Source organism: Pseudomonas fluorescens (assembly GCF_900215245.1).
GTDB lineage: Bacteria > Pseudomonadota > Gammaproteobacteria > Pseudomonadales > Pseudomonadaceae > Aquipseudomonas > Aquipseudomonas fluorescens.
Map to the genome: position 1 here is coordinate 1,110,301 of NZ_LT907842.1, position 26,596 is coordinate 1,136,896.

Genomic DNA, 26,596 nt, shown 5'->3' on the forward strand with positions numbered 1-26,596 from the left:
GCCCCACTATAGAGACGAAAAACCACCGCGCAAATCCCCATTGCGTGCCAGAAACCGCCCTGGTCGCTGACCATTGGCCTGGCCATCGCTGTAGCTCAACACCCCGTTTACCCACACGCCATCAATGCCCTCAGCCGCGCGTTGCGGCGCGTTGAAGTCCGCCACATCCCGCACCCGCAACGGGTCGAACAACACCAGATCAGCCCAGTAGCCTTCACGAATTTCGCCGCGCTCAGCCAAACCAAAACGCGCTGCCGACAACCCCGTCATCTTGTGCACCGCCGTGTGCAACGGGAACAGCCCTACGTCGCGGCTGAAATGCCCCAGCACCCGCGGAAACGCGCCCCACAAACGCGGGTGAGGAAACGGGTCTTCAGGCAAACCGTCAGACCCCACCATCGACAGCGGATGCGCCAGGATACGTCGCACATCCGCCTCATCCATCCCGTAGTACACCGCCCCCGCCGGTTGCAGACGGCGTGCCGCGTCCATCAGCGACACGTCCCACTCGGCAGCGATCGCCTGCAAGTCGCGCCCACCCATGTCCGGGTGCGGCGTGGACCAGGTGATGGTGATACGAAAGGCATCGGTGACCTGCTTGAGGTCCAGCGTCGAAGAGCTGGCCGCATAGGGATAACAGTCACACCCCACCGGGTGATTGTTCGCTGCGGCTTCCAGCGATGCCAACAGCTGCGGACTGCGCCCCCAGTTCCCCGCGCCCGCACATTTCAGGTGGGAAATAATCACCGGCACCTGGGCATGTCGGCCGATCAGAAACGCCTCGTCCATCGCCTCCAGCACCGGTTCGAATTCGCTGCGCAAATGGGTGGTGTACACCGCACCGAAGGCCGTCAGTTCTTCACTGAGTTGCAGCACTTCATCGGTCTCGGCATTGAATGCGCTGGCGTAGGCCAGGCCTGTGGATAAACCCAGCGCACCGGCCTCCAGGCTTTGCTGCAATTGCGTGCGCATGGCGGCAATTTCATCGGGCGTGGCGGTGCGGTGCAGGTCGTCCATATGGTTACTGCGCAGGGCCGTATGGCCGATCAGCGCGGCGACATTGACCGCCGGATGCGCGCTTTCCACGGCCGCACGGTAATCGGCAAACCGCGGATAAACGAACGCCTCACGCGAACCCAGCAGGTTCATCGGGTCCGGCGGGTCGCTGCGCAAATTGACCGGCGACGCGCTGATGCCACAGTTGCCGACAATCACCGTGGTCACACCCTGGCTGAGCTTGGGCAACATCTGCGGGTGACGGATCACCACCGTGTCATCGTGGGTGTGCACATCGATAAAGCCCGGCGCCAACACCCGGCCATTGGCCGCGATTGTGTGCTCGGCCTGCGCGCTCGACAGGTCGCCAATCGTTGCGATCCGCCCTGCCCGTACACCGACATCCGCGACATACCCCGGGGAGTTGCTGCCATCTATGATCAGCGCCTGGCGAATCAGCGTGTCGTACTTCATATCAATCTCCAAGCGGCAGGCTATCGGGGCCGCCGCGATAGTCGTCCAGGGCCAGCTTGATCCGGCGCAGGCGTTCCTGGTTGGCGTCCGGCATGGCCAGCGCCAGCTCGGTGGCGAGCACGTCGATGGCCAACAGCATGCCGTAGCGTGCGGCGGTGGGCTTGTAGATAAAACTGGTTTCGGCCGGCTGCAAGGGCAGCAACACGTCTGCCAGTTGGGCCAGCGGTGAGTCGGCCAGGGTGATGGCGACGATGCGCGCATCGTAGTTGCGCGCCAGCCTCACCACGTCCAACAACTCGGGCGTGAGGCCCGTCAACGAACACACGATCAGCGCATGCTCCGGCCCCAACGTCGCCGCCGTGACACGCATCATCACCGGGTCATGGCTGGAGGAAATCGCGTACCCCAAACGCACCAGGCGCACCTGCAACTCGTCGCTGCACAGGCTTGATGGGCCGCCCATACCGAAGGCGTGGATCATCCGCACCTTGCCAAGCAGATTGACCGCATCGACAAAACTCGCCTGGTGGAAACCCGACAAATGCTGACGCAACGTCGCTTCGATATCGCCGAGAATCTGCCGATGAAACGCCGACTGTTCCGGCAACCCCGCCGGGTCCAGAAAGCGGCTGCCCACGCCACTGGCCTGCGCCAATTGCAGGCGCAAATCACGCAGATCGCGGCACCCCACACTGCGCGCAAACCTCGACAAGGTTGCCGTGCTGACCTCGGCCCGTTGCGACAACGCTTCCAGGCTGGCCGACGCGGCAAAGCCCACGTCATCGAGCATCAGCTTGGCGATACGCCCTTCGCCGGCGCTGAAGGACTCCTGGCGAGCACGAATCTGGTAGAGGATGTCCATGGGGTCTCCGAATTACAGGATGCAGGACAGACCGTACGTCAGACCGAAGGCGACCACCGAAATCAGGGTCTCCAGCACGGTCCAGGTCTTGAAGGTCTGGATCACTGTCATATTGAAGTATTCCTTGATCAGCCAGAAGCCGCCGTCGTTGACGTGGGAAAAGATCACCGAACCCGCTCCGGTGGCCAGCACCAGCAATTCGGGGTGTGGATAACCCAGGCCCAGCGCAACGGGCGCGACCACACCGGACGCCGTCGTCATGGCCACAGTGGCCGAGCCCGTGGCGATCCGCATCAGTGCGGCGAACAACCACCCCATCACCAGGGGCGACAAATGGAAAGCATGGGCCAAGCCGAGAATCTCGTTGGTCACGCCCGCGTCCACCAGGATACGGTTCAAGCCGCCGCCCGCGCCGACCAGCAAGGTGATGCTGGCGGTTGGCGCCAGGCATTCATTGGTGAACTTGAGGATCGCCTCGCGGTTAAAGCCCTGGGCCAGCCCCAAGGTCCAGAAGCTCACCAAGGTCGCCACCAGCAGCGCAATCACCGAGTTACCGATAAACAGCAGGAACTGGTTGAAACCGGTCCCCGGTGTCGAAATCACGTTGGCCCAGCCGCCGATCATCATCAGCACCACCGGCAACAGGATGGTGCCCATGGTCAGCGTAAAGCTCGGCAACCGGGTGCGCGGCTCTCGCTCGATAAACTGGCGCTCCAACGGGTTCTGCGCCGGCAGGTGAATGCGCGGCACGATGAACTTGGCGTACAGCGGGCCGGCGATAATCGCCGTAGGGATCCCCACCAAAATCGCATACAGCACGGTCTGCCCCACCGACGCGTTGTACGCCAGCACCGCCATCATCGCCGCCGGGTGCGGTGGCACCAGCGCATGCACCACCGACAAACCGGCGACCATCGGCAAGCCGACCATCAGGATCGACACGCCGACACGCCGCGCCACGGTAAAGGCGATCGGCACCAGCAACACAAAACCGACCTCGAAAAACAGCGGCAGCCCCACCAGGAACGCGATGCACACCATCGCCCAGTGCGCATTGCGCTCGCCGAAACGGTTGATCAACGTGCGCGCCACCTGCTCGGCACCACCGGATTCGGCCATCATCTTGCCGAGCATGGTGCCCAACGCGACCACCAGAGCGATATGCCCCAACGTCTTACCGACACCCGCCTCGTAGGAACCCATGATGGTATCGGCGGGCATCCCGGCCATCAGCGCCAGGCCGATAGACACCAGGGTGATGACGATAAACGGGTTAAGTCGGTAACGTGCAATCAGCACGATCAATGCAATGATGGCGATGGCAGCGTATGCCAACAGCCCCAAGCCCAGTGGTGCGGCCATGCGGTACTCCTCGGAAAGGGTCACGTCGAATTGGTTGTGAAACTCATAAATCATTACCGAGGAACATTTTCAATTTTTATGAAAGTAATTTTCGCCCACAGATAAGCGCTGTCGCTTGGGGACATGCCCCAAGCCGGCGCATGAAAATTCGGAGGGTGTTCTTACATGAAGTTTTTTGCGTCGCGCAAACTCAACGACCAGGGCCGAGTCTCAGATGGCGGCCTCAACTACGATCAGGAATCTCCACAATGAATCGCAAGACCCTGCGTGTTCCCTTCGTCGCCAGCGCGCTGTTGCTGGCCCTGTGCGGCAGCGCCTCGGCCGCCGACAACGCGGCTTTAAAGAAATGCATGGACGGCGCCAACACCACTGCCGACATGGTCAGTTGCAACGCCAAGGAAGCCAAAGTGCAGGACGAGCGCCTGAACAGGGCGTACAAAACCGCCCTCGCCGCCCAGGAAGGCGCACGCAAGCAGCAACTGCAGGATGTTCAGCGCCTGTGGATCAAATACCGCGACGCCAATTGCAGCTTCGCAGGCAGTGCCACCGGCGGCACCATCGACCAGGTCAATGGCTCCGGCTGCCTGCTGGACATGACCCAGACCCGCGCCCAGGAACTCGAAGACCTGGTGGGGCCGTGATCGCGCTGTGAGCCGGCTGGCGCGCGAAAACCAGTAACGATGACCCGGCCCCGCTGACACCCAGCCCGATCAGTCGTGATGAACCTTCGCGCGCTTGAGCAGCTTCTTGCAGCGCTCCGACAAGTGCAGCACCCGCAGATGTTTGCCGGCCTTGCTGTAACGCTCACGCAGGGTCATCAATGCGGCAATCGCTGAGTAGTCGACAAAGCTCAGGTGACGGCAATCAAGCGTTACCTGTGCCGGGTCATTGGCCGGGTCGAACTGATTCAAAAACGGCGTAGTCGAGGCAAAAAACAGCGTGCCGTGCAGGCGATAGAGCTTGCTGCCGTCGACTTCCAGATGTTCATCGGCATACAACTCACGCGCCTGTTGCCAGGCAAAGTTGAGTGCCGCAATCACAATGCCGCACAGTACGGCCGTGGCCAGGTCGGTAAACACGGTAATCACCGTCACCGCGAGAATCACCAACACGTCGTTGAACGGCACCTTGTTGATCACCCGCAGCGACGCCCAGGCGAAGGTCTGCTGGGACACCACAAACATCACCCCCACCAGCGCCGCCAGCGGGATGCGCTCGATCAGCGGCGACAGAAACAGAATGAACAACAGGATCATCACCCCGGCAAACACCCCGGAGAAACGCCCGCGCCCGCCGGAGCTGAGGTTGATCACGGTTTGCCCGATCATCGCGCAACCGCCCATGCCGCCGAACAGGCCCGAAACCATATTCGCCGCGCCCAGGGCCACACTTTCGCGGTCGGGGTAGCCACGGGTCTCGGTAATTTCGTCGGTGAGGTTGAGGGTGAGCAAGGTTTCCAGCAGGCCGACCATGGCCATCAGGAACGCGTAGGGCGCGATGATCGTGAGGGTGTCCAGGGTCCAGGGAATCTGCGGCAACGCGAAGGTCGGCAGGCCACCGGCAATGTGGGCCATGTCGCCGAGGGTGCGAGTCGGCAGGCCGAGCAGGTACACCGCCAGGCCGACGCCGAGGATCGCCACCAGCGCAGGCGGCACGGCGCGGGTCAGGCGCGGCAACAGGTAGACAATTGCCATAGTCAGCACAACCAGGCCCGTCATCACATACAACGGCGTGCCGCTGAGCCAATGTTCACCGCTCTTGAAATGCTCCAGTTGTGCCAGCGCAATAATGATCGCCAGGCCGTTAACGAACCCGAGCATCACCGAGTGCGGCACCATGCGCACCAGTTTGCCCAGGCGCAACAGGCCGAACGCAACCATGATCAGCCCGCCCAGCAGCACCGTCGCCAGCAAATACTCCACGCCGTGCTGCACCACCAGCGCGACGATGACCACCGCCATCGAACCTGCCGCGCCCGAGACCATGCCAGGGCGGCCGCCGAACAACGCGGTGAGGGTGCAAATGATGAAGGCGCCGTAGAGCCCCATCAGCGGGTTAAGGTGCGCGACCAACGCAAAGGCGATGCATTCGGGCAGCAGTGCAAAAGACGTGGTCAGGCCGGCCAGGGCATCGGCGCGCAGACGGGTGAGTTTCATGGGGTACCAGGGCATTGCGGGGGATTAGGCGGGGAATGGTACGGAATTGCGGCGGGTGGGGCCAGTGAAGTGTCAGGTCAGGTAGACCGAGTGGCCCCTATCGCAGGCAAGCCAGCGCCCACTTTGACCGCGTGTTGCTTGAACGACTCGGTCGATGTGGGAGCCGGGCTTGCCCGCGATGGCCGCACTCCGGTGTTAAGCGAACATCACACCATTTCGTGGCGAATCCACTCCACCACCGACGTACGCGTCGGCGCCCAGCCCAGTTGTTCACGGGCATGCTTGCCACGCACGCGGCTGTTGGAACCCAGGCCGTAGTTGGCCATTTCATAGCCCCATTCGGCTTGCGCGTCAGCCAACGGCCAATCCTGCGGCGCGCCCAGCTGCAGCGCTTGAGCAATCGCGGTGGTCATGTCGACAAACGACGCCTCGCCACTTTCCACAAAGTAGAACGTGCCCGGAATGTTTTTCGTCAGCGCCAGAAGGTAGAGCGCAACCACGTCTTCAATATGCACGTTGGACCAGATGTTCTGCCCGGTGCCCACATGGCGCACCACGCCGCTCTTGCGCGCCTGCTTGAGCAGTCGCGGCAATTGCACGCTGTCCCGCTTCACGCCCAGGCTGTGGCCATAAATCAGGGTGTTGCAAATCACCGCCGAATTCACGCCGTCCTTGGCCGCGGCCAGGATCAGGTTATCGATGGCTACGCGAGCGGCCTTGTCGACGGTCGGCTCCGGCAGGTTGTCTTCACGGTAGATGACAGCGCTGGCCTTACCGCCCGACGCATCACCGACGATGCTCGAACCGCTGGTGTGCAGGAACACCTTGTTCGAGCCTTTCAAGGCGGCCAGCAAGGTTTCCACGGCTGCACGATGATCGCTGCTCGCGGCGTTGATCACCGCATCGGCTTTCTGCGCTTGCTCGGTCAACACCGCGGCGTCATCAAGGGTGCCGATCACTGCGGTGATGCCCAGGCGAGTCATCTCAGCGGCTTGTTCGGCGCTGCGTACCAGGCCGGTGACGTGGTGCCCGGCGTTGGCCAGGCCGGTTGCAATGGAGCCACCGATAAAACCTGCGGCGCCGGTAACGAATACGTGCATGGAGAGTGCTCCTGACTGGGTAAGTGATGCCCCCAGTATCAAGCCTGCATTCGCGTCGAATAAGGCCCTGTCGCCCAATTCAATCTTGCGCTGCGGTCACGAATCAGCAGGCATACCGCGCCAGCTTGGCCTGAATGAAGTCCAGAAAGCACTGGATGCGCAACGCCAACTGCGAGTTGCGGTAGAACACCGCGTGGATCGGCTGGCGATAGCCACTGTTGAACGCTTCCAGCAGCGGCACCAGGCGCCCGGCGTTGATGTCTTCGACCGTCATGAAGTTCGACAGGCAGCAAATGCCCTGCCCTTCCAGTGCCAACTGGCGCAAGGTCTCGCCGCTGGACGCCGCAATGCCGGGCTGGATCAGCCATCGATCACCTTCCACGTGGCGCAATGGCCAATGGTTGAGCGTTTCTGTCTGCGTGAAGCCCATCAACGTGTGATCCGCCAACGCTGCGACCGTGCTGGGCGTGCCGTACTGCTTGAGGTATTCGGGGCTGGCCAGGATATGCAGCGGTGTGCAGCCAAGGGCGCGTGCATGCAAGGTGGAATCGGCCAGGACACCGATGCGAATGGCAATGTCGGTGCTCTGCTCGAGCAGGTCGATGATCAGGTCATCGCTGTTCAGCTCCAGCTGGATATCCGGGTACAAACGGCGAAACTCGGCGATGTACGGCACGATCCCATGCAGCATGAACGGCACGGCGGCATTGATGCGCAGGCGCCCCGCCGGTTTCTTCTGGCGTGACGACAGGCGTTCTTCCAGGTCATCCATCTGCGCCAGAATCACCTTGGCCTGCTCAAAGAAGTACTTGCCCTCTTCGGTCAGGTCCATGCGCCGCGTGGTGCGGTTGATCAGCGTGGTGTCGAGCTTGGCCTCCAGGCGCGACAAGGTGCGGCTGACCGCCGACGGCGTCTGCCCGACCTGCTCCGCCGCAGCCGAAATCGAGCCGCACTCAATCACGCTGACGAAGATCTGTAGCTCATCGGATCGGGCTTTCACAGGCAGTCCTCTTTATCGGTTAACCGCAGCTTACACCGAGAGGTTGAACACCTGCGCCAGATGCTGCTCGTAGCGCGCCACGTCGACCTCGATGGCCGGGCGTTTCATCACGTCCACGCAGAGGAAGGTCGGCAGGCCGGTCATGCCGAGAAACTCATTGGCCTTGTGGAACGGGAAGTACACCGCGTCCACGCCCTTGGCTTCGAAGAAATCAGTCGGGTCGTCGAAGGCTTGCTGCGGCGCGTTCCAGGTCAGCGACAGCATGTACTGCTTGCCCTGGATCAGGCCGCCGCTGCCGTATTTCTGCGAGGTATCGGAACGGGTTCGGCCGTCGCTGGCGTACAGGCTGCCGTGGCCTTCGGTGAAGACTTCGTCGAGGTACTTCTTGACGATCCACGGCGCACCCATCCACCAGCCGGGCATCTGGTAGATGATCACGTCGGCCCAGAGGAATTTGGCGACCTCTTCGGCGACGTCGTAGCCTTCGTCGATATGCGTGACTTGGACGTCGAGGCCACCACGGTCGAGAACGGCCACGGCAGTCTCATGCAGCGTGGTGTTATAGCGACCATCGGAGTGGGCGAATTTCTTGCCGCCGTTCAGCAGGAGGACGTTTTTCATGGGAGGGAATCCAGAGGGTTAACAATGTCTGCCGGCAGGCTATCGACATTGCACCCTCGGAATAAGCCGCGGCGCCGCAAAATACATTTGACCAAAACGCACGAATTGCAGGAGCACTTTTGACTTAGCCACTGATCAATAAATGACCACCCAGTAAGGCCATGCCGATAAAAAATACCCGTTTGAACAGCACCGCGCTGATGCGCCGGCGCAGCGCCTGGCCCAGCCACATACCCAACAGGGCGGGCACCAGCGCCAGCAGCGAGGCGTTTATTTCGCCGCCGCCCAAGGTGCCGCTCCAGGCCAGACCGGCGGCCAGCGCCAGGGTCGAGACAGTGAACGACAACCCCAAGGCCTGTACCAACTGATCGCGGTTCAAGCCCAAGGCTTGCAGGTACGGCACGGCTGGAATCACGAACACACCCGTGGCCGAAGTGATGAGGCCGGTGATCAGCCCGCACACCGGACCCAACCAGCGTTCGGCTGCCGGCTTCACCTTGAACGTCGGCAACAGCAACCCGCTCAGCGCGTACACCAGCAGGGCGCCGCCCAACGCGCGCACCACCCAATGCCCGCCGTCCATGCCCAGCCAGACGGTGCCGAGCCCGGTGCCGAGGAAAATCAGCAACAGCATCGGCCACAGGCGCTTGAGCAATGCGCTCAGGTGGCCACCGAATGCCAGTTGCCAGAGGTTTGTCACCGTTGAAGGAATGATCAGTAACGCGGCAGCCTGCACCGGGAGCATAGCCAGGCCGAGCATGCCCATGGCGACCGTGGGCAGGCCCAGGCCGATGATCCCTTTGACCGTGCCGGCCAGCAGGAAGGTGCCAATCACCAGCAGTGTCAAGGCGGGGCCGAGGTTTTGGTAGAACGCGAGGAAGGTATTCATGGGCCGAGTGTGGGGCTTTTCAATGGGCGCTGAAATTCGCCATATACTGAGGCAGCCTCTTGTTTTGCATGAGGCTTAGATGGCCATCGCCGGCAAGCCAGCGCCCACCGTTACGCTACTCACACCTCAAAATGTGCGAGCGGGCTTGCCCGCGATGGGGCCAGCCCAGTCACAGGAAATTTCCAGCCATGCACTTTGACCTGATCGACCTGCGCCTCTACCTGCACACCCTCGACACCGGCAACATCACCGCAGGCGCCAGCCGCAGCCATTTATCCCTGGCCGCCGCCAGCGCACGCATTCGCGCGATGGAGGCGTCACTGGGCATTGAGTTGCTCGAACGCGGCCGCCGTGGCGTTACACCCACCGCCGCCGGCAACGCGCTGGCCCGGCACGCGCGCTTGCTGCTGCAACAAGCCGAACACCTGCAACAGGAACTGGCGGAATACGCCAAGGGTGTCAAAGGCCAGGTGCGCCTGCTGTGCAACACCACCGCCCTCAGCGAATACCTGCCGGAACTGCTCGCGGATTTTTTGTGCGAGCACCCCAACCTCGATATCGAGTTGCAGGAACTGCCGAGCCTGCGCATCACCCAGGCCTTGCGCCAAGGCACGGCGGACTTGGGGATTATTTCCGACGCCGTCGACACCCACGGCTTGCAGACCGCGCCCTTTCGCGACGACCCGCTGGTGCTGATCATGCCTCTGGAGCATCCGCTGGCGACCGGTTCGGTGAGTTTTATCGACAGCCTGCAACACGACTATGTAGGCCTGGCCGCCAACAGTGCGCTGGCGGTGTACCTGGAAGAACAGGCGCTGCACAGCGGCTTTCGCCTGCAAACCCGCATTCGCGCCGAGGGTTTTGATGGGGTCATGCGCATGGTCGCCCGGGGCGCGGGCCTGGGGATTGTGCCCCAAGCGGCATTGGAACGCTGGCCACTGGAGCGCCCGATCAAGGCCCAACCTCTGCAAGAGGATTGGGCCCGACGCACGCTGCTGTTATGCGCGCGTTCGTTCGAACAATTGCCCGGTTATGCCAAGGCCTTGTTCGACGCCTTGGCCCTGCCCTTGCGGAAAAACCCGTAATACACCGCCGACAGAATCAGCAGGAACGGCACGCCGAACACCAGAGTCATCTTGAACGCCTCGGTGAAATACGTGGTGATCATCACCGCGCCCATCAGCACCAGGCCCAGCAGCGTGCTGTAGGGGAACAGGCGCAGTTGGAACGACAGCTGTGCGCCGCCGTTACGCTTGCGATAGCGGCGGAAAAAAAAGTGCGTGAGGAAGATCATGAACCAGGTGAAGATCGCGCCAAACATTGAGATCGCCATCATCAAGGTGAACGAACTTTCCGGGTACACCACGTTCAGCAGCGTCGCCAGGGCAATGCCCGAACTGGACAGCAGCAAGGCGTTCAACGGAATCCCGCTCTTGCTCAAGGCGCCCATGGACCTGGGCGCAAAGCCTGCGCGAGACAGGCTGAACATCATGCGCGTGGTGATGTAGAGCTGGCTGTTCATCGCCGACAGCGCCGCGATCAGAATCACGAAATTCATCACCCCGGTGGCACCGGGAATGCCGATGGTCTGCATCACCGTTACGAACGGGCTCTGGGTCTGCCCGGACTGGTTCCACGGCACGATGGCCAGCATCAGCGCCAGGGTCAGCAGGTAGAACACCACCAGACGCACGATGGTCGCGCGAAAGGCTTTCTTCACCGCCTGTTCCGGGTCGGCCGCTTCACCGGCGGCCACCGCGATCATCTCCACGCTCAGGTAGCTGAAGATCGACACGATCACCGCGATCCACATGCCGCTCAAGCCATGCGGAAAAAAGCCGCCGTGGGCCGTGTAGTTCTGCACCCCGTATTGCGGGTTGCCGGAGCCGAATACCACGTACACCGCGAGGATGATGAAGCCGACAATGGCGCTGATCTTGATCGTAGAGAACCAGTATTCAAAATTACCGAAGGTCTTCACGCTGATCGCATTGAGCAGAATCAACACACTGGAAAACGACACGATCCACACCCACTCCGGCACGTTGGCGAACCAGTACTTCATGTACATCGCCACCGCCGTGACCTCCGCGCCGACCGCCAGCACAATCGCCGCCCAGTACGCGTAACGCACCAGAAAACCGGCCAAGGGGCTGATATAGAACTCGGCATACGCGCCAAAGGAGCCTGAGGTGGAATGCGCCACCGTCATCTCCGCCAGGCAGCCCATCAGCAGTAAGGTAATCAGCGCGCCGATGGCGTAGCTCACCAGCACGCTGGGCCCGGCATAGCCGATGGCATAGGCACTGCCCATAAACAGCCCGGTGCCGATGGCGCCACCGATGGCGATCATGCTCATCTGGCCGGAAGTCAGCTGACGCCTCAGGCCCAGTTCGCGATGGGTGATCTCTGCAAAGCCGTTGTCTGGCGTGGTCACGTGGTGTGCCCCTTTATTATTGTGATTGCACGGTTTGGATATAGACACAGATCCACTGTGGGAGCGGGCTTGCTCGCGAAGGCGGTGGGTCAGTTACAGAATATGTTTCTGATACACCGCTTTCGCGAGCAAGCCCGCTCCCACATTGGTCTTGCAGTGTTCTTAGGTGACGCTGTTGCGCACTTTGAATTGCGGCTGGTCCCAGGTGTGGTTGTCGAGGATGTCGCCGAGGATTTCCACCGCATCCCACACCTCGGTAAAGCTTGTGTACAGCGGGGTGAAACCAAAGCGCATGATGCGCGGCTCGCGGTAATCGCCGATCACGCCACGGGCGATCAGGGCTTGAATCACCGCGTAACCTTCCGGGTGTTCGAAGCTCACATGGCTGCCGCGCTGGGCGTGCTCACGCGGGGTGATCAGCACCAAACCATGGGCAGCACAACGGGCCTCCACCAAGGCGATAAACAGGTCAGTCAGCGCCAGGGACTTGCTGCGCAGGCTGGCCATATCGGTTTGGGCAAAAATCTCCAGGCCGCATTCGACCATCGCCAATGAGGTGATCGGCTGCGTGCCGCACAGGTAACGGGCGATGCCGCTGCTTGGGGCATATTGAGCCTCCATGGCGAATTGCCGGGTATGCCCGAACCAGCCCGACAACGGCTGGCGTACCACGTCCACCAACGTCGGGTTGACCCACACAAATGCCTGGGAGCCCGGCCCGCCATTGAGGTATTTGTAGGTGCAGCCAATCGCGTAATCGGTACCGGCCTTATGCAGGTCGATGGGCACCGCACCCGCCGAATGGGCCAGGTCCCAGATGCTCAGCGCGCCGCACTCGTGGCTCAACGCAGTGAGCGCCTGCATGTCGTACATGTAGCCGGTCTTGTAATTGACGTGGGTGAGCATCACCACCGCGACGTCCTGGTCGATGGCCTGCGGCAGCTCGTCCGGGCGGTTGACCAGTCGCAGCGAATAACCCTGTTGCAGCAGCTCGGCCAGGCCTTCGGCGATGTACAGGTCGGTGGGGAAATTGCTCGCCTCGCTGACAATCACCTTGCGCGCCGGCGCGCGTTGGCGCTGCACGCTCAACGCGGCGCTGAGCACCTTGAACAGATTGATGGACGTGGTATCCGTAATCACCACTTCGTCGTCGCGGGCACCGATCAGCGGCGCCAGGCGGTTGCCCAGGCGCTGCGACAACGCTGCCCAGCCGGCGCTGTTCCAACTGCGAATCAGGCCATTGCCCCACTCCTCTGCAATCACCGCCTGCGCCCGCGCCAAGGCCGCCACCGGGCGCGCACCGAGGGAGTTGCCGTCGAGGTAGATGACGCCCTCGGGCAGGGCGAACTGGCGACGCAGTGGCGCCAACGGGTCCTGGGCGTCGAGGGCTTGGCAGTGGCTTCGAGTGGTCATGGTCTGTCCTGATTCTTATAAGTGACGATGGACAAAATAATGAACGAAACTTTAGAGAATTTTCGTGCAAAGTGGCGGGCAACAGGCTAATTAAGCTGTAGGAAATTCGAATTTAACTCCAAAACACGCGGATTTATTCTAAGCATGATTCTTGACGCCACCGACCTGCGCCTCCTGCATTTTCTGCAACAGGACGGCCGTATCAGTAACCAGGAACTGGCGGAAAAAGTCGCCCTGTCGCCTTCCGCCTGCCTGCGTCGCTTGCGCCTGCTGGAGAGCGAGGGAATCATCAGCGGCTACCGCGCGGTGTTGAATGCCGAGCAACTGGGAATCGAGCTGGAAGCCATCGTCCACCTGTCATTACGCCAGGATGTGGAGGATTGGCATGAGACGTTTATCAAGAAGGTGCAAGGCTGGCCGGAGGTGGCCAGTGCGTATGTGATTACCGGGGCCAGCAACTATGTGTTGCGGGTGCAGGCACGCAACCTCAAGCACTTTTCGGACTTTATCGTGAACCACCTGAACCGCACGGCCGGGGTGATGGATATTCGCTCGGAGATTGTGTTGCAGAAGATCAAGGATCGGGATGAGGTGCTGGACTTAGTCGTACGCAAATAACCAGAACACCACAGAACCCATGTGGGAGCGGGCTTGCTCGCGAAGGCGGTGTGCCAGTCAATACATGTGCTGGCTGATCCATCGCATTCGCGAGCAAGCCCGCTCCCACATTTTTAAACCGCGTTAATCAGTCTTCGAGGGCGCGCACGCGCTGCATGCGTTTCTGCTCCTGCGGTGCGCCGGACGATTGCAGCGCAAAATCAAAATCAATCTGCGCAAACCGCCCTTCCACGCCAAACTCGCGCGCCAGTTGCCGGTCGTCACTGAAGCGAATCTCGGCGATCAATTCATCGCGCGTCGCATAGGCAAAATCATCATGCAGGTACGGGTCATCCGACAGGTTGATCTGCGTGGTCAAATGCCGATGCCCCGGCGCCGAAATGAAGAAGTGAATATGCGCCGGCCGCTGCCCATGACGCCCCAGTTGATCGAGCAACTGCTGGGTCGGCCCGGTCGGCGGGCAGCCATACCCTGACGGCACGATGCTGCGAAACCGGTAGTTGCCCTGGGCATCGGTCTCGATACGCCGGCGCAGGTTGAACTCGGATTGCGTCGGGTCAAACCACGAATACGTGCCGCCGGTATTGGCCTGCCACACATCGACAATCGCCCCGGCCAACGGCGTGCCGTCGGTGTCGCGTACTTGCCCACGCATAAACAGCGGCACCGCGTCGTCCTTGCCATCGTCCAACCGCGCCTCGTACTTGGACAGCGGCGCCCCGGCCACATACAGCGGGCCTTCAATGGTGCGCGGGGTGCCACCGGATTTGCCGGCCGCTTCGTCGGCGGCGTCCATCAGCAGGTCCAGGTAATGCTCCAGGCCCAACCCGGCAGCAAGCAAACCGGCTTCCTGGTTCTTGCCCAATTCGTTGAGGTAATTGACCGCTTTCCAAAACTCTTCCGGGGTCACCTCCAGGTCTTCGATGATGTTCACCGTGTCGCGCAGGATCCGGTAAACCAACGCCTTGGTGCGCGGGTTGCCGCCGTCGTTGAGGCTGCCGCTGGCTTCTTCGAGAAACTGTTGGGCGTGGGCAGTCTGGGAAAGTCGGATGGTCATGGTGCAATCCTCATCTTGTCATTATTGGGTGCAAAACAGGCTCAGCGGTCGTCTTCACGGATCGACGAAGGGTGCCGGCACAGGGCGTTAATTTCGATGGTCATATAGGGGAACAGCGGCAGTTGCATCAGCAGGTCGTGCAGTGCCTGGACGCTGTCGACATCGAACACGCTGTAGTTGGCGTAATGCCCGGCGATGCGCCACAGGTGGCGCCATTTGCCCTCCTGTTGCAGGCGCTGCGCCAGGGCCTTCTCGTCGGCTTTCAGGGCCGCCGCGCGTTCGGGGTTGAGGTCGATGGGCAGGTTCACGGTCATTTTTACGTGGAACAACATGGCAGGCGCCTCTTAGTGTTTGTCACGACGGAAGAACGCCAGACGCTCTTCATCAATAGTCAGGCCCAGGCCCGGTAAGCGCGACACATGCAGCTGGAAATCGCGGTACACCAGCGGCTCGCTGAGGATGTCTTCGGTCAGCAGCAGTGGGCCGAACAGTTCGGTGTCCCACGCCAGCGTGTTCAAGGTGAGGAAGGCATGCGCCGAGGCCAGGGTGCCGATGCCGCCTTCAAGCATGGTGCCGCCGTAGAGGCCGATGCCCGCCGCGTCGGCAATCGCGGCGGTGCGCAATACCGCGCGCGGGCCGCCATTTTTGGCAATCTTGAGCGCGAACACCGAGGCCGCGCCTTCGCGGGCCAGGTTGAAGGCGTCTTCCACACATTCAATCGATTCGTCCGCCATGATCGGCGCCGGGCTCGACAGGTTCAGCCGTGCCATGCCACTGCGGTTATTGCGTGAGATCGGTTGTTCAATCAGGTCGATGCCGTTATCACCGAGCACTTTGCACGCACGCAGGGCCACGGCTTCGTCCCACGCCTGATTGACGTCAACGCGCACACTGGCGCGCTCGCCCAGGGCCTTTTTGATCGCGATGACGTGGGCCAGGTCGCGGCCGACTTCACCGGCGCCAATCTTCAATTTGAAGATACGGTGACGGCGCAGGTCGAGCATCTTTTCGGCCTCGGCAATGTCCTGTTCGGTGTTGCCGCTGGCCAGCGTCCAGGCCACCGGCAAGGCGTCGCGCACGCGGCCGCCGAGCAGTTCGCTGACCGGCAGGTGGCGGCGTTTGCCGAGGGCGTCAAGCAAGGCGCTTTCGACGCCGGACTTGGCAAACGTATTGCCGCGAATGCTACGCTCCAGGCGCAACATGGCAGCATTGATATTGCTCGCGTCCTGGCCAATCAACAGCGGCGCGAAGTGCCGATCGATATTGATCTTGATGCTGTCGGGGCTTTCATTGCCGTAGCTCAGGCCGCCGATGGTGGTGGACTCGCCGATACCTTCAATGCCGTCGGCGCAACGCACGCGGATAATCACCAGGGTCTGGTTTTGCATCGTGTGCATCGCCAGCTTGTGCGGGCGGATGGTCGGGAGGTCGACGATGATGGTCTCGATCGACTCGATGGCGCAAATCGGCATGGCTATACCCGTTGGGTTCTTTATAGGTTTGAGCCGATTCTGTGCCGTATTTTTGCTGGCTTCCAATATAGAATGGGTCTCGCACAATACCTTCAAGGTATGAAAGGAGCCGTGATGGAACTGCGTCATCTGCGCTATTTCCAGGTGCTGGGTGAAACCCTCAACTTCACCCGCGCCGCCGAACGCCTGCACATCGCCCAGCCGCCGTTGAGCCGGCAGATCCAGCAATTGGAAGATGAATTGGGGGTGATTTTGCTGGAACGCGGCCGACCGCTGCGGCTGACCGAGGCCGGGCGGTTTTTCTATGAGCACGCCAATGTGCTGCTGGAACAACTGGGCAAGGTCTGCGACAACACGCGGCGCATCGGCCAGGGCGAGAAGACCTGGTTGGGCATCGGCTTCGCGCCATCGACGTTGTACGGCGTGCTGCCGGAGTTGATTCGACGGCTGCGCAACCATGAAGCGCTGGAGCTGGAATTGGGGCTCTCGGAGATGACCACCTTGCAGCAGGTCGAAGCGCTCAAGGCCGGGCGTATCGACGTGGGCTTCGGGCGTATTCGCATCGACGACCCGGCCATCGTCCAGCGCGTGCTGGTCGAGGACCGACTGGTGGCGGTGCTGCCGGCCGGCCACCGGTTGCTCGGTGCCCCCGCCAGCCTCGCCCAGTTGGCCGCCGAACCCTTTGTGCTCTACCCCGGCAACCCGCGCCCCAGCTATGCCGACCATGTGATTGCGCTGTTCGACGCCCACGGCTTGAGCCTCCAGGTGGCGCAGTGGACCAACGAGTTGCAGACCGCTATCGGGCTGGTCGGCGCGGGCATGGGCGTGACCCTGGTACCGGCCTCGGTGCAGGTGCTGCACCGCGCAGATATCGGCTACACGCCGATTGTGGAAACCACCGCAACCTCGCCGATCATTCTCAGCCGCCGGGTGAATGATCAGTCGCCGGGGCTGAGTCATTGCCTGCAATTGGTGGAAGAGCTGATCTGAGATCGCCCAAACACTGGATATCCAATGTGGGAGCTGGCTTGCCTGCGATAGCGGTGGATCAGTTGGCATCTTTGCTGATTGGCCCACCGCCATCGCAGGCAAGCCCGCTCCCACAGTTTGATCCTCATTGTCTTCAAAGGCTGCGCAGGCGCTTGCGCTGTAAGGTCTGGCTGGGCGACTCGTCAAACAGCTTGCGGTATTCCGCCGAGAACCGGCCCAAGTGCGTAAACCCCCACCCCAGGGCGATTTCGGAAATGGTACGCGTAGAGCCGTGTTCGAGGATGTCCTGGCGCACCGCGCCCAACCGGTGTTTCTTCAAGTACGCCATGGGCGACAAGGCAAAGTATTTGCGAAACGCATCGAACAACTTGAACCGCGACACCCCGGCAGCGGTTTCCAGGTCTTCCAGATGCACGGCTTCACGGGCGTTGTCGTGGATGTACTGCCGCGCGCGAATCAAGTAATGCGGCAGCTTCACGCCGAGTACGTCGCGCAGTTCTTCGGAGTAGTTGTTCGGCTGGGCGAGGATCAGGCCCTTGATCAGCGAGCTTTCCAGATCGCGGGTAAACGCCGCCTGCTCATACAACTCGCTGCTGCGTTCAAGCTCGGCGATGAAATACCGCGCCATGCGCCACCACGACGCCGAAGCACCGTCCACCGCATCCATCACCGACTCAAACCGCAGCGGCGCTTCAATCGGCCGTTGCAGCAAGCCCTCAAGGGATTCGCTCATCGCCGCGCGCGTAATGACCACCTGCAACTTGCGGCAATCACCGGAAATAGCCAGCACCTGATGCTCGTTGGGCGAAATGATCACCCCTTGATCGCAATTGGAGCTCAGGCTCAAACCGTTCTTGCTCAACTCCTGCTCGCCCACCAGCGGCAGGCTCAGGCTGTAACTGCTGAAATGCTCGGCGTCTTCGATGTCGATGGTCACATCAGTGCCGTATTCGATCACGCCCAAGGTGGTGGCGCGGGACTTGAACACATTGGCACTGTGGTGAAAGCGCAGGCGCTCGGGCGTCGCCGTCGCCAGGCGATGCGGCCCGCAGATGCCGGACATCCAGCTGCAGGCGCCCTCCAGGTCGAAGCGTTGAATATGGATATCGCGTGTATGGCTACTCATCAGGGTGCACCCACGGCGGTTAGGCTGTTGCGCGCTCTGGCGGCGCGTCGGTGTAGATCGACAGCAAGTTCCAAGCCACGCCGGCCGTCTTGCAACTGGGTGGATAGCAACCGTCGACTATGTGGATAACGGGCAGGCTTTTGCGCCGTTTGCCTTGCATGACAGTAGCGCATTGCACCGCCGCCCTGCACCGTTGTGAGTATTTGCTGCCCAATTTTCCGGCCCACCTTCCCCCATTAAGCGGATAGCCCGCGCGCTGCCACGCTGCCTCTAATAAACCACCGATTAGCCCCTATCAAACAAGGTACCTCCCATGAGTGGTGCAAGAAGCGTCGAGCAGTGGAAAGCGTTTATCGAAAGCTGCCTGGATTTTCGTCCGGCGGATGAAGTGTTCCGCATCGCCAGGGACATGTTCACCGAACCCGAACTGTTCGACCTGGAGATGGAACTGATCTTCGAAAAGAACTGGATCTACGCCTGCCACGAAAGCGAACTGGCCCATAACCACGACTTCGTGACAATGCGCGCCGGGCGCCAGCCGATGATCATCACCCGCGACGGCGAGGGCAAACTCAACGCATTGATCAACGCCTGCCAGCATCGAGGCACCACCCTCACGCGCGTCGGCAAGGGCAACCAATCCACCTTCACCTGCCCGTTCCACGCCTGGTGCTACAAAAGCGACGGCCGGCTGGTGAAGGTCAAGGCGCCGGGGGAATACCCGGAAGGCTTCGATAAAGCCACCCGCGGCCTGAAAAAGGCCCGCATCGACAGCTACAAGGGGTTTGTTTTCATCAGCCTGGACGTGAATGGCACAGACAGCCTCGAAGCGTTCCTCGGCGACGCCAAAGTGTTCTTCGACATGATGGTCGCGCAGTCAGCCACTGGTGAGCTGGAAGTGCTGCCGGGTAAATCCGCCTACACCTACGACGGCAACTGGAAGCTGCAGAACGAAAACGGCCTGGACGGTTATCACGTCAGCACCGTGCACTACAACTACGTGGCCACGGTGCAGCATCGCCAGCAGGTCAATACTGAAAACGGCACGGGCTCAGGCGCCACGCTGGATTACAGCAAGCTCGGTGCCGGCGACGCGAATACCGATGACGGCTGGTTCGCCTTCAACAATGGCCACAGCCTGCTGTTCAGCGACATGCCCAACCCGACGGTGCGCTCCGGCTACGCCACGATCATGCCGCGCCTGGTGGAAGAACATGGCCAGCAAAAGGCCGAATGGATGATGCACCGCCTGCGCAACCTGAATATCTACCCGAGCCTGTTCTTCCTCGACCAGATCAGCTCGCAGCTGCGCATCATCCGCCCGGTGGCGTGGAACAAGACTGAAATTATCAGCCAATGCCTGGGCGTGAAGAACGAGTCCGACGCCGACCGCGAAAACCGCATTCGCCAGTTCGAGGATTTTTTCAACGTGTCCGGCATGGGCACGCCGGATGACCTGGTGGAGTTTCGCGAGGCCCAGCGCGGTTTCCAGGGCCGCCTGGAACGCTGGAGCGATATCTCGCGCGGCAGCCATCGCTGGGCAACCGGGCCTACGCCGAACAGCGAAGCCATTGGCATCCAACCGGCCATGACCGGAACCGAATTCACCCATGAAGGCTTGTACGTCAACCAGCACCGCAACTGGCAGCAGTTCCTGCTCAAGGGCCTGGACCTGCAAGCGCTGAAACTGCGGGAGGTGCAGTAATGAATGCGCAATTGCAGTACCAGATCGAGCAGTTTTTTTACCGTAAATCCGAACTGTGCGACGCCCAGGACTGGGACGCCTATGTGCAGCTGTTCGACCCGCAGAGTGAGTTCCACCTGCCGCAATGGGACTCGGAGCACGTCTACACCCGCGACCCCAAGCGCGAGATGTCGCTGATCTATTACGCCAACCGCTCGGGCCTTGAAGACCGCGTGTTCCGCCTGCGTACCGGCAAGGCGGCGTCGGCCACGCCCATGCCACGCACCTTGCACCTGATCAACAACGTGCGGATTGCCGAGCAGCCGGGCGGGTTACTGGAAGTGAAGCTGAACTGGCACACGCTGTTCTACCGACTGGCGACTTCGGAGCAGTTTTATGGGCCTGCCACGTATCACCTCAAACCCCATGGCGACAGCTGGCTGATCACCCGCAAACACGCGGTGCTGCTCAACGACACCATCAACTCGGTGCTGGATTTCTATCACCTCTAAAGCACCGGAGCACTGCAGATGAATCACAAAGTGGCCTTCAGTTTTGCCGACGGCAAGACCCTGTTTTTCCCGGTGGGCGCCGATGAAATCCTGTTGGACGCCGCACTGCGCAACGGCATAAAAATCCCCCTGGATTGCCGCGAAGGCGTGTGCGGCACGTGCCAGGGCCGTTGCGAGTCGGGTGATTACAGCCAGGATTATGTCGACGAAGAAGCGCTCTCCAGCCTCGACCTGCAACAGCGCAAAATGCTCAGTTGCCAGACACGGGTGCAATCCGACGCGACGTTTTACTTCGATTTTGATTCGAGCCTGTGCAACGCACCGGGCCCGGTACAGGTGCGTGGCACGGTGAGCGAGGTGCAGCAGATTTCGGCCAGCACGGCGATTTTGCACATTCAGTTAGAAGCCGCGCTGGACTTCCTGCCGGGCCAATACGCCCGTCTGTCGGTTCCTGGCACAGACAGCTGGCGCTCCTATTCCTTCGCCAATCGGCCGGGCAATCAATTGCAGTTCCTGGTCCGCCTGCTGCCGGATGGGGTGATGAGCAACTACCTGCGCGAGCGTTGCCAGGTCGGTGATGAAGTGCGGATGGAAGCACCATTGGGGGCGTTCTACCTCAGGCAGGTCCGCCAACCGCTGGTGCTGGTGGCGGGTGGCACCGGGTTATCGGCGCTGCTGGGCATGCTCGACGAATTGGCGGCGAATGGCTGCGCGCAGCCGGTGCACCTGTATTACGGCGTGCGCGGGGCCGAGGATTTATGCGAAGCCGCGCGCATTCATGCGTACGCCGCGAACATTGCGAATTTTCGCTACACCGAAGTGCTCAGCGATCCGTCGCCCGAGTGGTCGGGCAAGCGCGGCTACCTCACCGAACATTTCGATCTGGCCGAATTGCGGGACAGATCGGCCGATATGTACGTGTGCGGCCCCCCGCCAATGGTCGAGTCCATCCAACAATGGCTGGCGGATCAGGCACTTGATGGCGTTCAGCTGTATTACGAAAAGTTTACGCAGAGTAATATCTGACCCCTCAGCAGTTCTGGGGGGCGGGTGCGGCGTGCAATCAACCCTGAGAAAAACAAGTAGAAGGGAATGTTAATGGCGGATGACATGGTTAACCCGGTAGGCCTCAAGCGTGGCCTGAAGAACCGGCATATTCAGCTGATCGCCTTGGGAGGGGCGATTGGCACGGGCTTGTTCCTCGGCTCGGCCGGGGTGCTCAAGTCGGCGGGGCCGTCGATGATCCTGGGCTACGCGATCGCCGGGTTCATCGCGTTCCTGATCATGCGCCAGCTCGGCGAGATGATCGTCGAAGAACCGGTGGCCGGTTCCTTCAGCCACTTCGCGCACAAATACTGGGGCGGTTACGCAGGCTTCCTCGCAGGCTGGAACTACTGGGTACTTTACGTGCTGGTGGGTATGGCTGAACTGACGGCGGTGGGCAAGTACATCCAGTTCTGGTGGCCGGAGATTCCGACCTGGGTCAGCGCGCTGGTGTTCTTTGTCGCGGTGAACCTGATCAACACCCTGAACGTGAAGTTCTTCGGTGAAGCCGAGTTCTGGTTCGCGATCATCAAGGTGGTGGCGATTGTCGGCATGATCGTGCTCGGCTGCTACCTGCTGTTCAGCGGCACCGGCGGCCCGCAAGCCACGGTGAGCAACCTGTGGAGCCACGGCGGGTTCTTCCCGAATGGCGGCATGGGGTTGTTGATGTCCATGGCCTTTATCATGTTCTCGTTCGGAGGGCTGGAACTGGTAGGTATCACCGCCGCTGAAGCCAGCGAACCGCGCAAAGTGATCCCCAAAGCGATCAACCAGGTGGTGTACCGGATCCTGATTTTCTACGTCGGCGCGCTGACCGTGCTGCTGTCGTTGTACCCGTGGGACCAACTGCTGCAAACCCTCGGCGCGTCAGGCGATGCCTACAGCGGCAGCCCGTTTGTGCAGATCTTCTCGTTGATCGGTAACGACACCGCCGCGCACATCCTCAACTTCGTGGTGCTGACCGCGGCGCTGTCGGTGTACAACAGCGGCGTGTACTGCAACAGCCGCATGCTGTTCGGCCTGGCTGAGCAAGGCGATGCACCGAAATCGCTGATGAAGCTGAACAAACAAGGCGTGCCGATTCGGGCCCTGGCGATCTCGGCGTTGGTGACCATGCTGTGTGTGGTGGTCAACTACGTCGCGCCGCACAGTGCGCTGGAGTTGCTGTTCGCGCTGGTGGTTGCTTCGCTGATGATCAACTGGGCGCTGATCAGCCTCACCCACATCAAGTTCCGCAAGGCCATGGGCGAGCAAGGCGTGGTGCCGTCGTTCAAGACCTTCTGGTTCCCGTTCAGCAACTACCTGTGCCTGGCGTTCATGGTGATGATCATCAGCGTGATGCTGGCCATCCCGGGCATTCGCGAGTCGGTGTATGCGATGCCGATTTGGGTGGGGGTTATCTACATTGCCTACCGGATGCGGATCAAAAAGGGTAGCGCTGTAGTGAATGCACAGTGATCCCTGTGGGAGGGGCTTGCTCCCGATAGCGGTATGTCAGAGACCGGATGTATTGGCTGACACACTGCCATCGGGAGCAAGCCCCCTCCCACCTTGTTGATGGCATTCCAAATGTAGAAAGCCCCGGTTATCCGGGGCTTTTTGTTTAGAGCGTGGACCGTACTCGCCACAGCTCGGGGAATAACACCGTGTCGAGCATCTTGCGCAGGTAACCCACGCCTTCCGTGCCACCGGTGCCGGGCTGGAAGCCAATGATGCGCTCCACCGTGGTCACGTGCCGGAAGCGCCACTGGCGGAACGAGTCCTCCAGGTCGATAAACTTCTCGGCCAACTGATACAAATCCCAATACCGGCTCGGGTCGCGATACACCTCACGCCACGCCGCCTCCACCGATTCATCATGAACCGTCGCCGCCGTCGGGTCGCGTTCGGCGCGCTTGGGGTCGATCGCCAAGCCAGCCTTGGCCATCAGATTGATCGCCTCGTCATACAGCGACGGCGTGGCAATCGCCACTTTCAACTCGTTCAACAACGCCGGCCGATGCGCGTGGGGGCGCAACAGCGCCGCGCTTTTATTGCCGAGGATAAATTCGATCTCACGGTACTGGAACGACTGGAACCCCGACGACTGCCCCAGGAACGGGCGAATCGCCTTGTACTCCGACGGCGTCATCGTCGCCAGCACCGCCCAGGCGTGCACCAGTTGATCAAAGATCCGCGACACCCGCGCCAGCATCTTGAACGCCGGCGGCAACTCGCCCAGACGCACGTGCTCGCGAGCGGCCTTAAGCTCGTGCAGCATCAGTTTCATCCACAGCTCCGAGGTCTGGTGCTGGATGATAAAGAGCATTTCGTTGTGGTCCGGCGACAGCGGGTGCTGGGCGCTGAGGACTTTGCCCAGGTCCAGGTAGTCGCCATAGCTCATGGACTCGGAAAAATTCAGTTCGGCGTTATGCCATTCTTCCGGCGGTTGGTAGTCAGGTGAGAAGGGACACTGGCTCATCGCGTGGGCTCCTTGAGCGGGCGGAGAATGGCACGGACGGGGCTGGCGTCCAGGTTGGCAAAGCGCAGCGGCAGCGCGATCAACTCATAATCGCCCTCCGGCACGTCATCGAGCACGACGCCTTCGAGAATTGCCATGCCGTGGCGCGCCACGGCGTTGTGGGCATCCATGGTCTTGGACTGTTGCGGGTCCAGGGACGGCGTGTCGATACCGATCAGGCGCACGCCCAGGCTGGCGAGCAACTCGACGGTTGCTGGGGCAATGGCGGTGAAATTCGAATCCCACTCGGTCAGCGGCGCTTGTGGATAAGTACGCAGCAATACGCGTTCCGGCAAGTTATCCACACGCCCTTGCAGTTGATGCGGCTGCACCAGCGCGCCGCTGCCCAGGCAATGCAACACGCGGCACGGGCCCATGTAGACGTCCAGTGACACCGCGCCAATCGGCGCACCGTCGGCACTGTAATGCAGCGGCGCGTCCACATGGGCGCCGGTGTGTGGCGACAAGGTCACGCGCCCCACATTCACCGGGCACTGCGGGCCAAACTGCCACACGCGCTCTTCCTGGAACGGCGTATCCCCCGGCCAGGTCGGGGTCGCCGCGCTCAAGGGCGGGCTGATATCCCACCACGTTGTTATTGGGTTCATTTCAAGGCTCTCGGTTGTCACTGGGGTGAATGATACGAGGGCCAGACGTGCATTTTCTTGCTAATTCCAGCGCGAGGCGGGAATTCTTTCGTACTTACTGCGAGGAAATCGCAGATTCATGCACAAATCTTTCGTCCGGCGAAAGCAGCCCGCACACTGAACATCCAATGTGGGAGCGGGCTTGCGCGCGAAGGCAGAGTGTCAGTCACTGAATACTTAGGCTGACCCAACGCCTTCGCGAGCAAGCCCGCTCCCACATGGACTGCCTGGGTGTCAGAGGAATCGCACCAGCCTGCGCTTCTGGGCATCCCGATGTCGAGTTCAGACCACTGACGCAACGCCCAAGGCCTTAGGGTTCACCTTTGCATTCACTGCCTCGGAGTCATCATGTCCAAGCCCATCACCGTACTGCGCGACACCCACCCTCTGCCGGTCCTGGATGCCTGCAAATGGGAAAAACTCGAAGGCGACCCGCACACCGTCAACCTCAACGCCTACACCAGCGAAGACGGCAGCAAGATCATGGGCACCTGGATCTGCACACCGGGCAAGTGGTACGTGGAATACGTGAAGTGGGAATACTGCCATTTCCAGGAAGGCTACTGCGTGATTACGCCTGAAGGGATGGAGCCGATTCACTTGCGGGCTGGGGATATCTTTGTGGTGGAACCGGGGATGAAGGGGACGTGGGAAGTGGTTGAGACGGTGCGTAAGTACTTTGTGTTTGCGTGAGCAATCTAAAGCCCGCTTGCCATAACAAGCGGGCTCACTCCTCTACTCGGGCTTGCGATAGCTGTTGATGATCGCCGAGAAATCCTTGCCGCCTTCCCCGCGCTGGCTCATCGATTGATACAACTGCTGGGCCACAGCGCCCAGAATCACCGGTTGTTTCGCCTGGCGCGCGGCCTCAGTGGCCAAGCCCAGGTCCTTGAGCATCAGGTCGGCGCCAAAACCACCGGTGTAACCCCGCGATGACGGCGCGGTTTCAATCACGCCCGGCCACGGGTTGTAGGTGTCGGAACTCCAGCAACGCCCGGTGGAGCTGTTGATGATCCCCGCCAGCACTTGAGTGTCGATGCCCAGCGCATCGCCTAGGGCCATGGCTTCGCTGACGCCGACCATGCTGATCCCGAGCAGCAGGTTGTTGCAGATCTTGGCGATCTGGCCGGTGCCGACGTCGCCGCAATGCACGATGTTGCGGCCCATCTGCGCCAACACCGGTTGCAGGCTGGCGAACAGTTCTGGCGTGGCGCCGACCATGAACGTCAGGGTGCCCGCGCTGGCGCCGCCGGTGCCGCCGGAAACGGGGGCGTCGGCAACGGCTACACCTTGCTTCGCCGCCGCAGCCGCTACATCACGGATGGTTTGCGGGTCGATGGTGCTGCAATCCACTGCCGGTACGCCCTTGCCGATCCCGGCGAGCACGCCGTCTTCATTCAGCCACACACTGTGCACGTGGGCAGCGGCGGGCAGCATGGTAATCACCAATTCAGCGCCGTTAGCCGCATCACGCGGGGAATCGCTGATGGTGCCGCCGAGTTCGGCCAGCTCTTTGAGAACCGTCTGGTTCAGGTCGAACAGGTTCAGCGCGTGGCCGGCCTTGATCAGGTTGCGGGCCATGGGCGCACCCATGTTGCCCAAGCCGATAAATGCAATCTTCATGGTCGTCTCCCGG

General features: G+C 61.2%; 26 protein-coding genes. 9 read left to right on the forward strand and 17 right to left on the reverse strand.

What is annotated here, in order from left to right; genetic code table 11:
• Positions 1-6: 6 nt before the first annotated feature.
• Genes CPH89_RS05245 through CPH89_RS05255 form a run of 3 tightly spaced genes read right to left on the reverse strand, consistent with a single transcriptional unit; the run spans position 7 to position 3,694 of the window.
• Complete coding sequence (locus tag CPH89_RS05245) at positions 7-1,470, reverse strand: N-acyl-D-amino-acid deacylase family protein (protein WP_053257957.1); 1,464 nt, start codon at positions 1,468-1,470, stop codon at positions 7-9.
• Between the two features lies 1 nt (position 1,471).
• Positions 1,472-2,332 carry a MurR/RpiR family transcriptional regulator gene (locus CPH89_RS05250; protein ID WP_053257958.1) on the reverse strand — a complete coding sequence of 287 codons (861 nt, stop codon included), beginning with the start codon at positions 2,330-2,332 and terminating at the stop codon, positions 1,472-1,474.
• Between the two features lie 12 nt (positions 2,333-2,344).
• Positions 2,345-3,694: a GntT/GntP/DsdX family permease gene (locus tag CPH89_RS05255; RefSeq protein ID WP_069553107.1), complete on the reverse strand. Its 1,350-nt coding sequence runs from the start codon at positions 3,692-3,694 to the stop codon at positions 2,345-2,347.
• A gap of 248 nt (positions 3,695-3,942) precedes the next feature.
• Between CPH89_RS05255 and CPH89_RS05260 the strand changes: the two genes are divergently transcribed.
• Positions 3,943-4,335 carry a lysozyme inhibitor LprI family protein gene (locus tag CPH89_RS05260; protein ID WP_053257960.1) on the forward strand — a complete coding sequence of 131 codons (393 nt, stop codon included), beginning with the start codon at positions 3,943-3,945 and terminating at the stop codon, positions 4,333-4,335.
• Positions 4,336-4,404: 69 nt separating this feature from the next.
• Here CPH89_RS05260 and CPH89_RS05265 read toward each other — a convergent pair whose 3' ends face one another.
• From CPH89_RS05265 to CPH89_RS05285, 5 genes are all read right to left on the reverse strand, one after another.
• Positions 4,405-5,850, reverse strand: a complete 1,446-nt coding sequence (locus CPH89_RS05265; protein ID WP_053257961.1) for a SulP family inorganic anion transporter — start codon at positions 5,848-5,850, stop codon at positions 4,405-4,407.
• Between the two features lie 206 nt (positions 5,851-6,056).
• Positions 6,057-6,950: an NAD-dependent epimerase/dehydratase family protein gene (locus CPH89_RS05270; RefSeq protein WP_053257962.1), complete on the reverse strand. Its 894-nt coding sequence runs from the start codon at positions 6,948-6,950 to the stop codon at positions 6,057-6,059.
• A 103-nt stretch (positions 6,951-7,053) separates the two neighbouring features.
• On the reverse strand, positions 7,054-7,950 hold the full coding sequence (locus CPH89_RS05275) for a LysR family transcriptional regulator (RefSeq protein WP_053257963.1): 897 nt from the start codon (positions 7,948-7,950) through the stop codon (positions 7,054-7,056).
• A 30-nt stretch (positions 7,951-7,980) separates the two neighbouring features.
• Positions 7,981-8,571, reverse strand: a complete 591-nt coding sequence (locus CPH89_RS05280) for an NADPH:quinone oxidoreductase MdaB (RefSeq protein WP_053257964.1) — start codon at positions 8,569-8,571, stop codon at positions 7,981-7,983.
• 124 nt (positions 8,572-8,695) lie between these two features.
• Complete coding sequence (locus tag CPH89_RS05285; protein ID WP_053257965.1) at positions 8,696-9,460, reverse strand: sulfite exporter TauE/SafE family protein; 765 nt, start codon at positions 9,458-9,460, stop codon at positions 8,696-8,698.
• 188 nt (positions 9,461-9,648) lie between these two features.
• Here CPH89_RS05285 and CPH89_RS05290 point away from each other — a divergent pair, with 188 nt between their 5' ends.
• On the forward strand, positions 9,649-10,545 hold the full coding sequence (locus tag CPH89_RS05290; RefSeq protein ID WP_053257966.1) for a LysR substrate-binding domain-containing protein: 897 nt from the start codon (positions 9,649-9,651) through the stop codon (positions 10,543-10,545).
• Here the strand turns inward: CPH89_RS05290 and CPH89_RS05295 are convergent.
• Positions 10,491-11,897 carry an amino acid permease gene (locus CPH89_RS05295; protein ID WP_053257967.1) on the reverse strand — a complete coding sequence of 469 codons (1,407 nt, stop codon included), beginning with the start codon at positions 11,895-11,897 and terminating at the stop codon, positions 10,491-10,493. The genes CPH89_RS05290 and CPH89_RS05295 overlap by 55 nt on opposite strands.
• Before the next feature lie 162 nt (positions 11,898-12,059).
• Positions 12,060-13,310, reverse strand: a complete 1,251-nt coding sequence (gene kynU / locus CPH89_RS05300; protein WP_053257968.1) for a kynureninase — start codon at positions 13,308-13,310, stop codon at positions 12,060-12,062.
• A 144-nt stretch (positions 13,311-13,454) separates the two neighbouring features.
• Here kynU and CPH89_RS05305 point away from each other — a divergent pair, with 144 nt between their 5' ends.
• The gene (locus CPH89_RS05305; RefSeq protein ID WP_003176072.1) at positions 13,455-13,928 is read left to right on the forward strand and encodes an Lrp/AsnC family transcriptional regulator; all 474 of its coding nucleotides are present in this window, start codon (positions 13,455-13,457) and stop codon (positions 13,926-13,928) included.
• A 127-nt stretch (positions 13,929-14,055) separates the two neighbouring features.
• Here CPH89_RS05305 and catA read toward each other — a convergent pair whose 3' ends face one another.
• Genes catA through CPH89_RS05320 form a run of 3 tightly spaced genes read right to left on the reverse strand, consistent with a single transcriptional unit; the run spans position 14,056 to position 16,457 of the window.
• Entirely contained in the window at positions 14,056-14,985 is a 930-nt protein-coding gene (catA, locus tag CPH89_RS05310; protein WP_053257969.1) for a catechol 1,2-dioxygenase, read from the reverse strand.
• 41 nt (positions 14,986-15,026) lie between these two features.
• Complete coding sequence (catC, locus tag CPH89_RS05315; RefSeq protein WP_053257970.1) at positions 15,027-15,317, reverse strand: muconolactone Delta-isomerase; 291 nt, start codon at positions 15,315-15,317, stop codon at positions 15,027-15,029.
• Positions 15,318-15,329: 12 nt separating this feature from the next.
• Complete coding sequence (locus CPH89_RS05320) at positions 15,330-16,457, reverse strand: muconate cycloisomerase family protein (protein WP_053257971.1); 1,128 nt, start codon at positions 16,455-16,457, stop codon at positions 15,330-15,332.
• 114 nt (positions 16,458-16,571) lie between these two features.
• Here CPH89_RS05320 and CPH89_RS05325 point away from each other — a divergent pair, with 114 nt between their 5' ends.
• Positions 16,572-17,447 (forward strand): LysR family transcriptional regulator, encoded by an 876-nt coding sequence (locus CPH89_RS05325; RefSeq protein WP_053257972.1) that lies wholly within the window; start codon positions 16,572-16,574, stop codon positions 17,445-17,447.
• A 133-nt stretch (positions 17,448-17,580) separates the two neighbouring features.
• Here CPH89_RS05325 and CPH89_RS05330 read toward each other — a convergent pair whose 3' ends face one another.
• Positions 17,581-18,573, reverse strand: coding sequence for an AraC family transcriptional regulator (locus CPH89_RS05330; protein ID WP_053257973.1), 993 nt, complete (start codon positions 18,571-18,573; stop codon positions 17,581-17,583).
• A 313-nt stretch (positions 18,574-18,886) separates the two neighbouring features.
• Between CPH89_RS05330 and antA the strand changes: the two genes are divergently transcribed.
• The 4 genes from antA to CPH89_RS05350 all read left to right on the forward strand — a co-directional run bounded on the left by antA (position 18,887) and on the right by CPH89_RS05350 (position 23,271).
• Entirely contained in the window at positions 18,887-20,278 is a 1,392-nt protein-coding gene (gene antA / locus CPH89_RS05335) for an anthranilate 1,2-dioxygenase large subunit (RefSeq protein ID WP_053257974.1), read from the forward strand.
• Positions 20,278-20,769, forward strand: coding sequence for an anthranilate 1,2-dioxygenase small subunit (antB, locus tag CPH89_RS05340; RefSeq protein WP_053257975.1), 492 nt, complete (start codon positions 20,278-20,280; stop codon positions 20,767-20,769). Before antA ends, antB begins: the two co-directional genes overlap by 1 nt.
• 18 nt (positions 20,770-20,787) lie before the next feature.
• Positions 20,788-21,795 (forward strand): anthranilate 1,2-dioxygenase electron transfer component AntC, encoded by a 1,008-nt coding sequence (gene antC, locus CPH89_RS05345; RefSeq protein ID WP_053257976.1) that lies wholly within the window; start codon positions 20,788-20,790, stop codon positions 21,793-21,795.
• 72 nt (positions 21,796-21,867) lie between these two features.
• Positions 21,868-23,271 carry an amino acid permease gene (locus tag CPH89_RS05350; protein WP_053257977.1) on the forward strand — a complete coding sequence of 468 codons (1,404 nt, stop codon included), beginning with the start codon at positions 21,868-21,870 and terminating at the stop codon, positions 23,269-23,271.
• Between the two features lie 145 nt (positions 23,272-23,416).
• Here CPH89_RS05350 and kynA read toward each other — a convergent pair whose 3' ends face one another.
• Positions 23,417-24,274, reverse strand: coding sequence for a tryptophan 2,3-dioxygenase (gene kynA / locus CPH89_RS05355; protein ID WP_053257978.1), 858 nt, complete (start codon positions 24,272-24,274; stop codon positions 23,417-23,419).
• The gene (gene kynB, locus CPH89_RS05360) at positions 24,271-24,921 is read right to left on the reverse strand and encodes an arylformamidase (RefSeq protein WP_053257979.1); all 651 of its coding nucleotides are present in this window, start codon (positions 24,919-24,921) and stop codon (positions 24,271-24,273) included. Before kynB ends, kynA begins: the two co-directional genes overlap by 4 nt.
• Positions 24,922-25,308: 387 nt before the next feature.
• Here kynB and CPH89_RS05365 point away from each other — a divergent pair, with 387 nt between their 5' ends.
• Positions 25,309-25,653 carry a cupin domain-containing protein gene (locus tag CPH89_RS05365; protein ID WP_003230905.1) on the forward strand — a complete coding sequence of 115 codons (345 nt, stop codon included), beginning with the start codon at positions 25,309-25,311 and terminating at the stop codon, positions 25,651-25,653.
• Positions 25,654-25,695: 42 nt separating this feature from the next.
• Here the strand turns inward: CPH89_RS05365 and mmsB are convergent, their stop codons facing one another.
• The gene (gene mmsB / locus CPH89_RS05370; protein ID WP_053257980.1) at positions 25,696-26,583 is read right to left on the reverse strand and encodes a 3-hydroxyisobutyrate dehydrogenase; all 888 of its coding nucleotides are present in this window, start codon (positions 26,581-26,583) and stop codon (positions 25,696-25,698) included.
• Between the last annotated feature and the right edge of the window lie 13 nt (positions 26,584-26,596).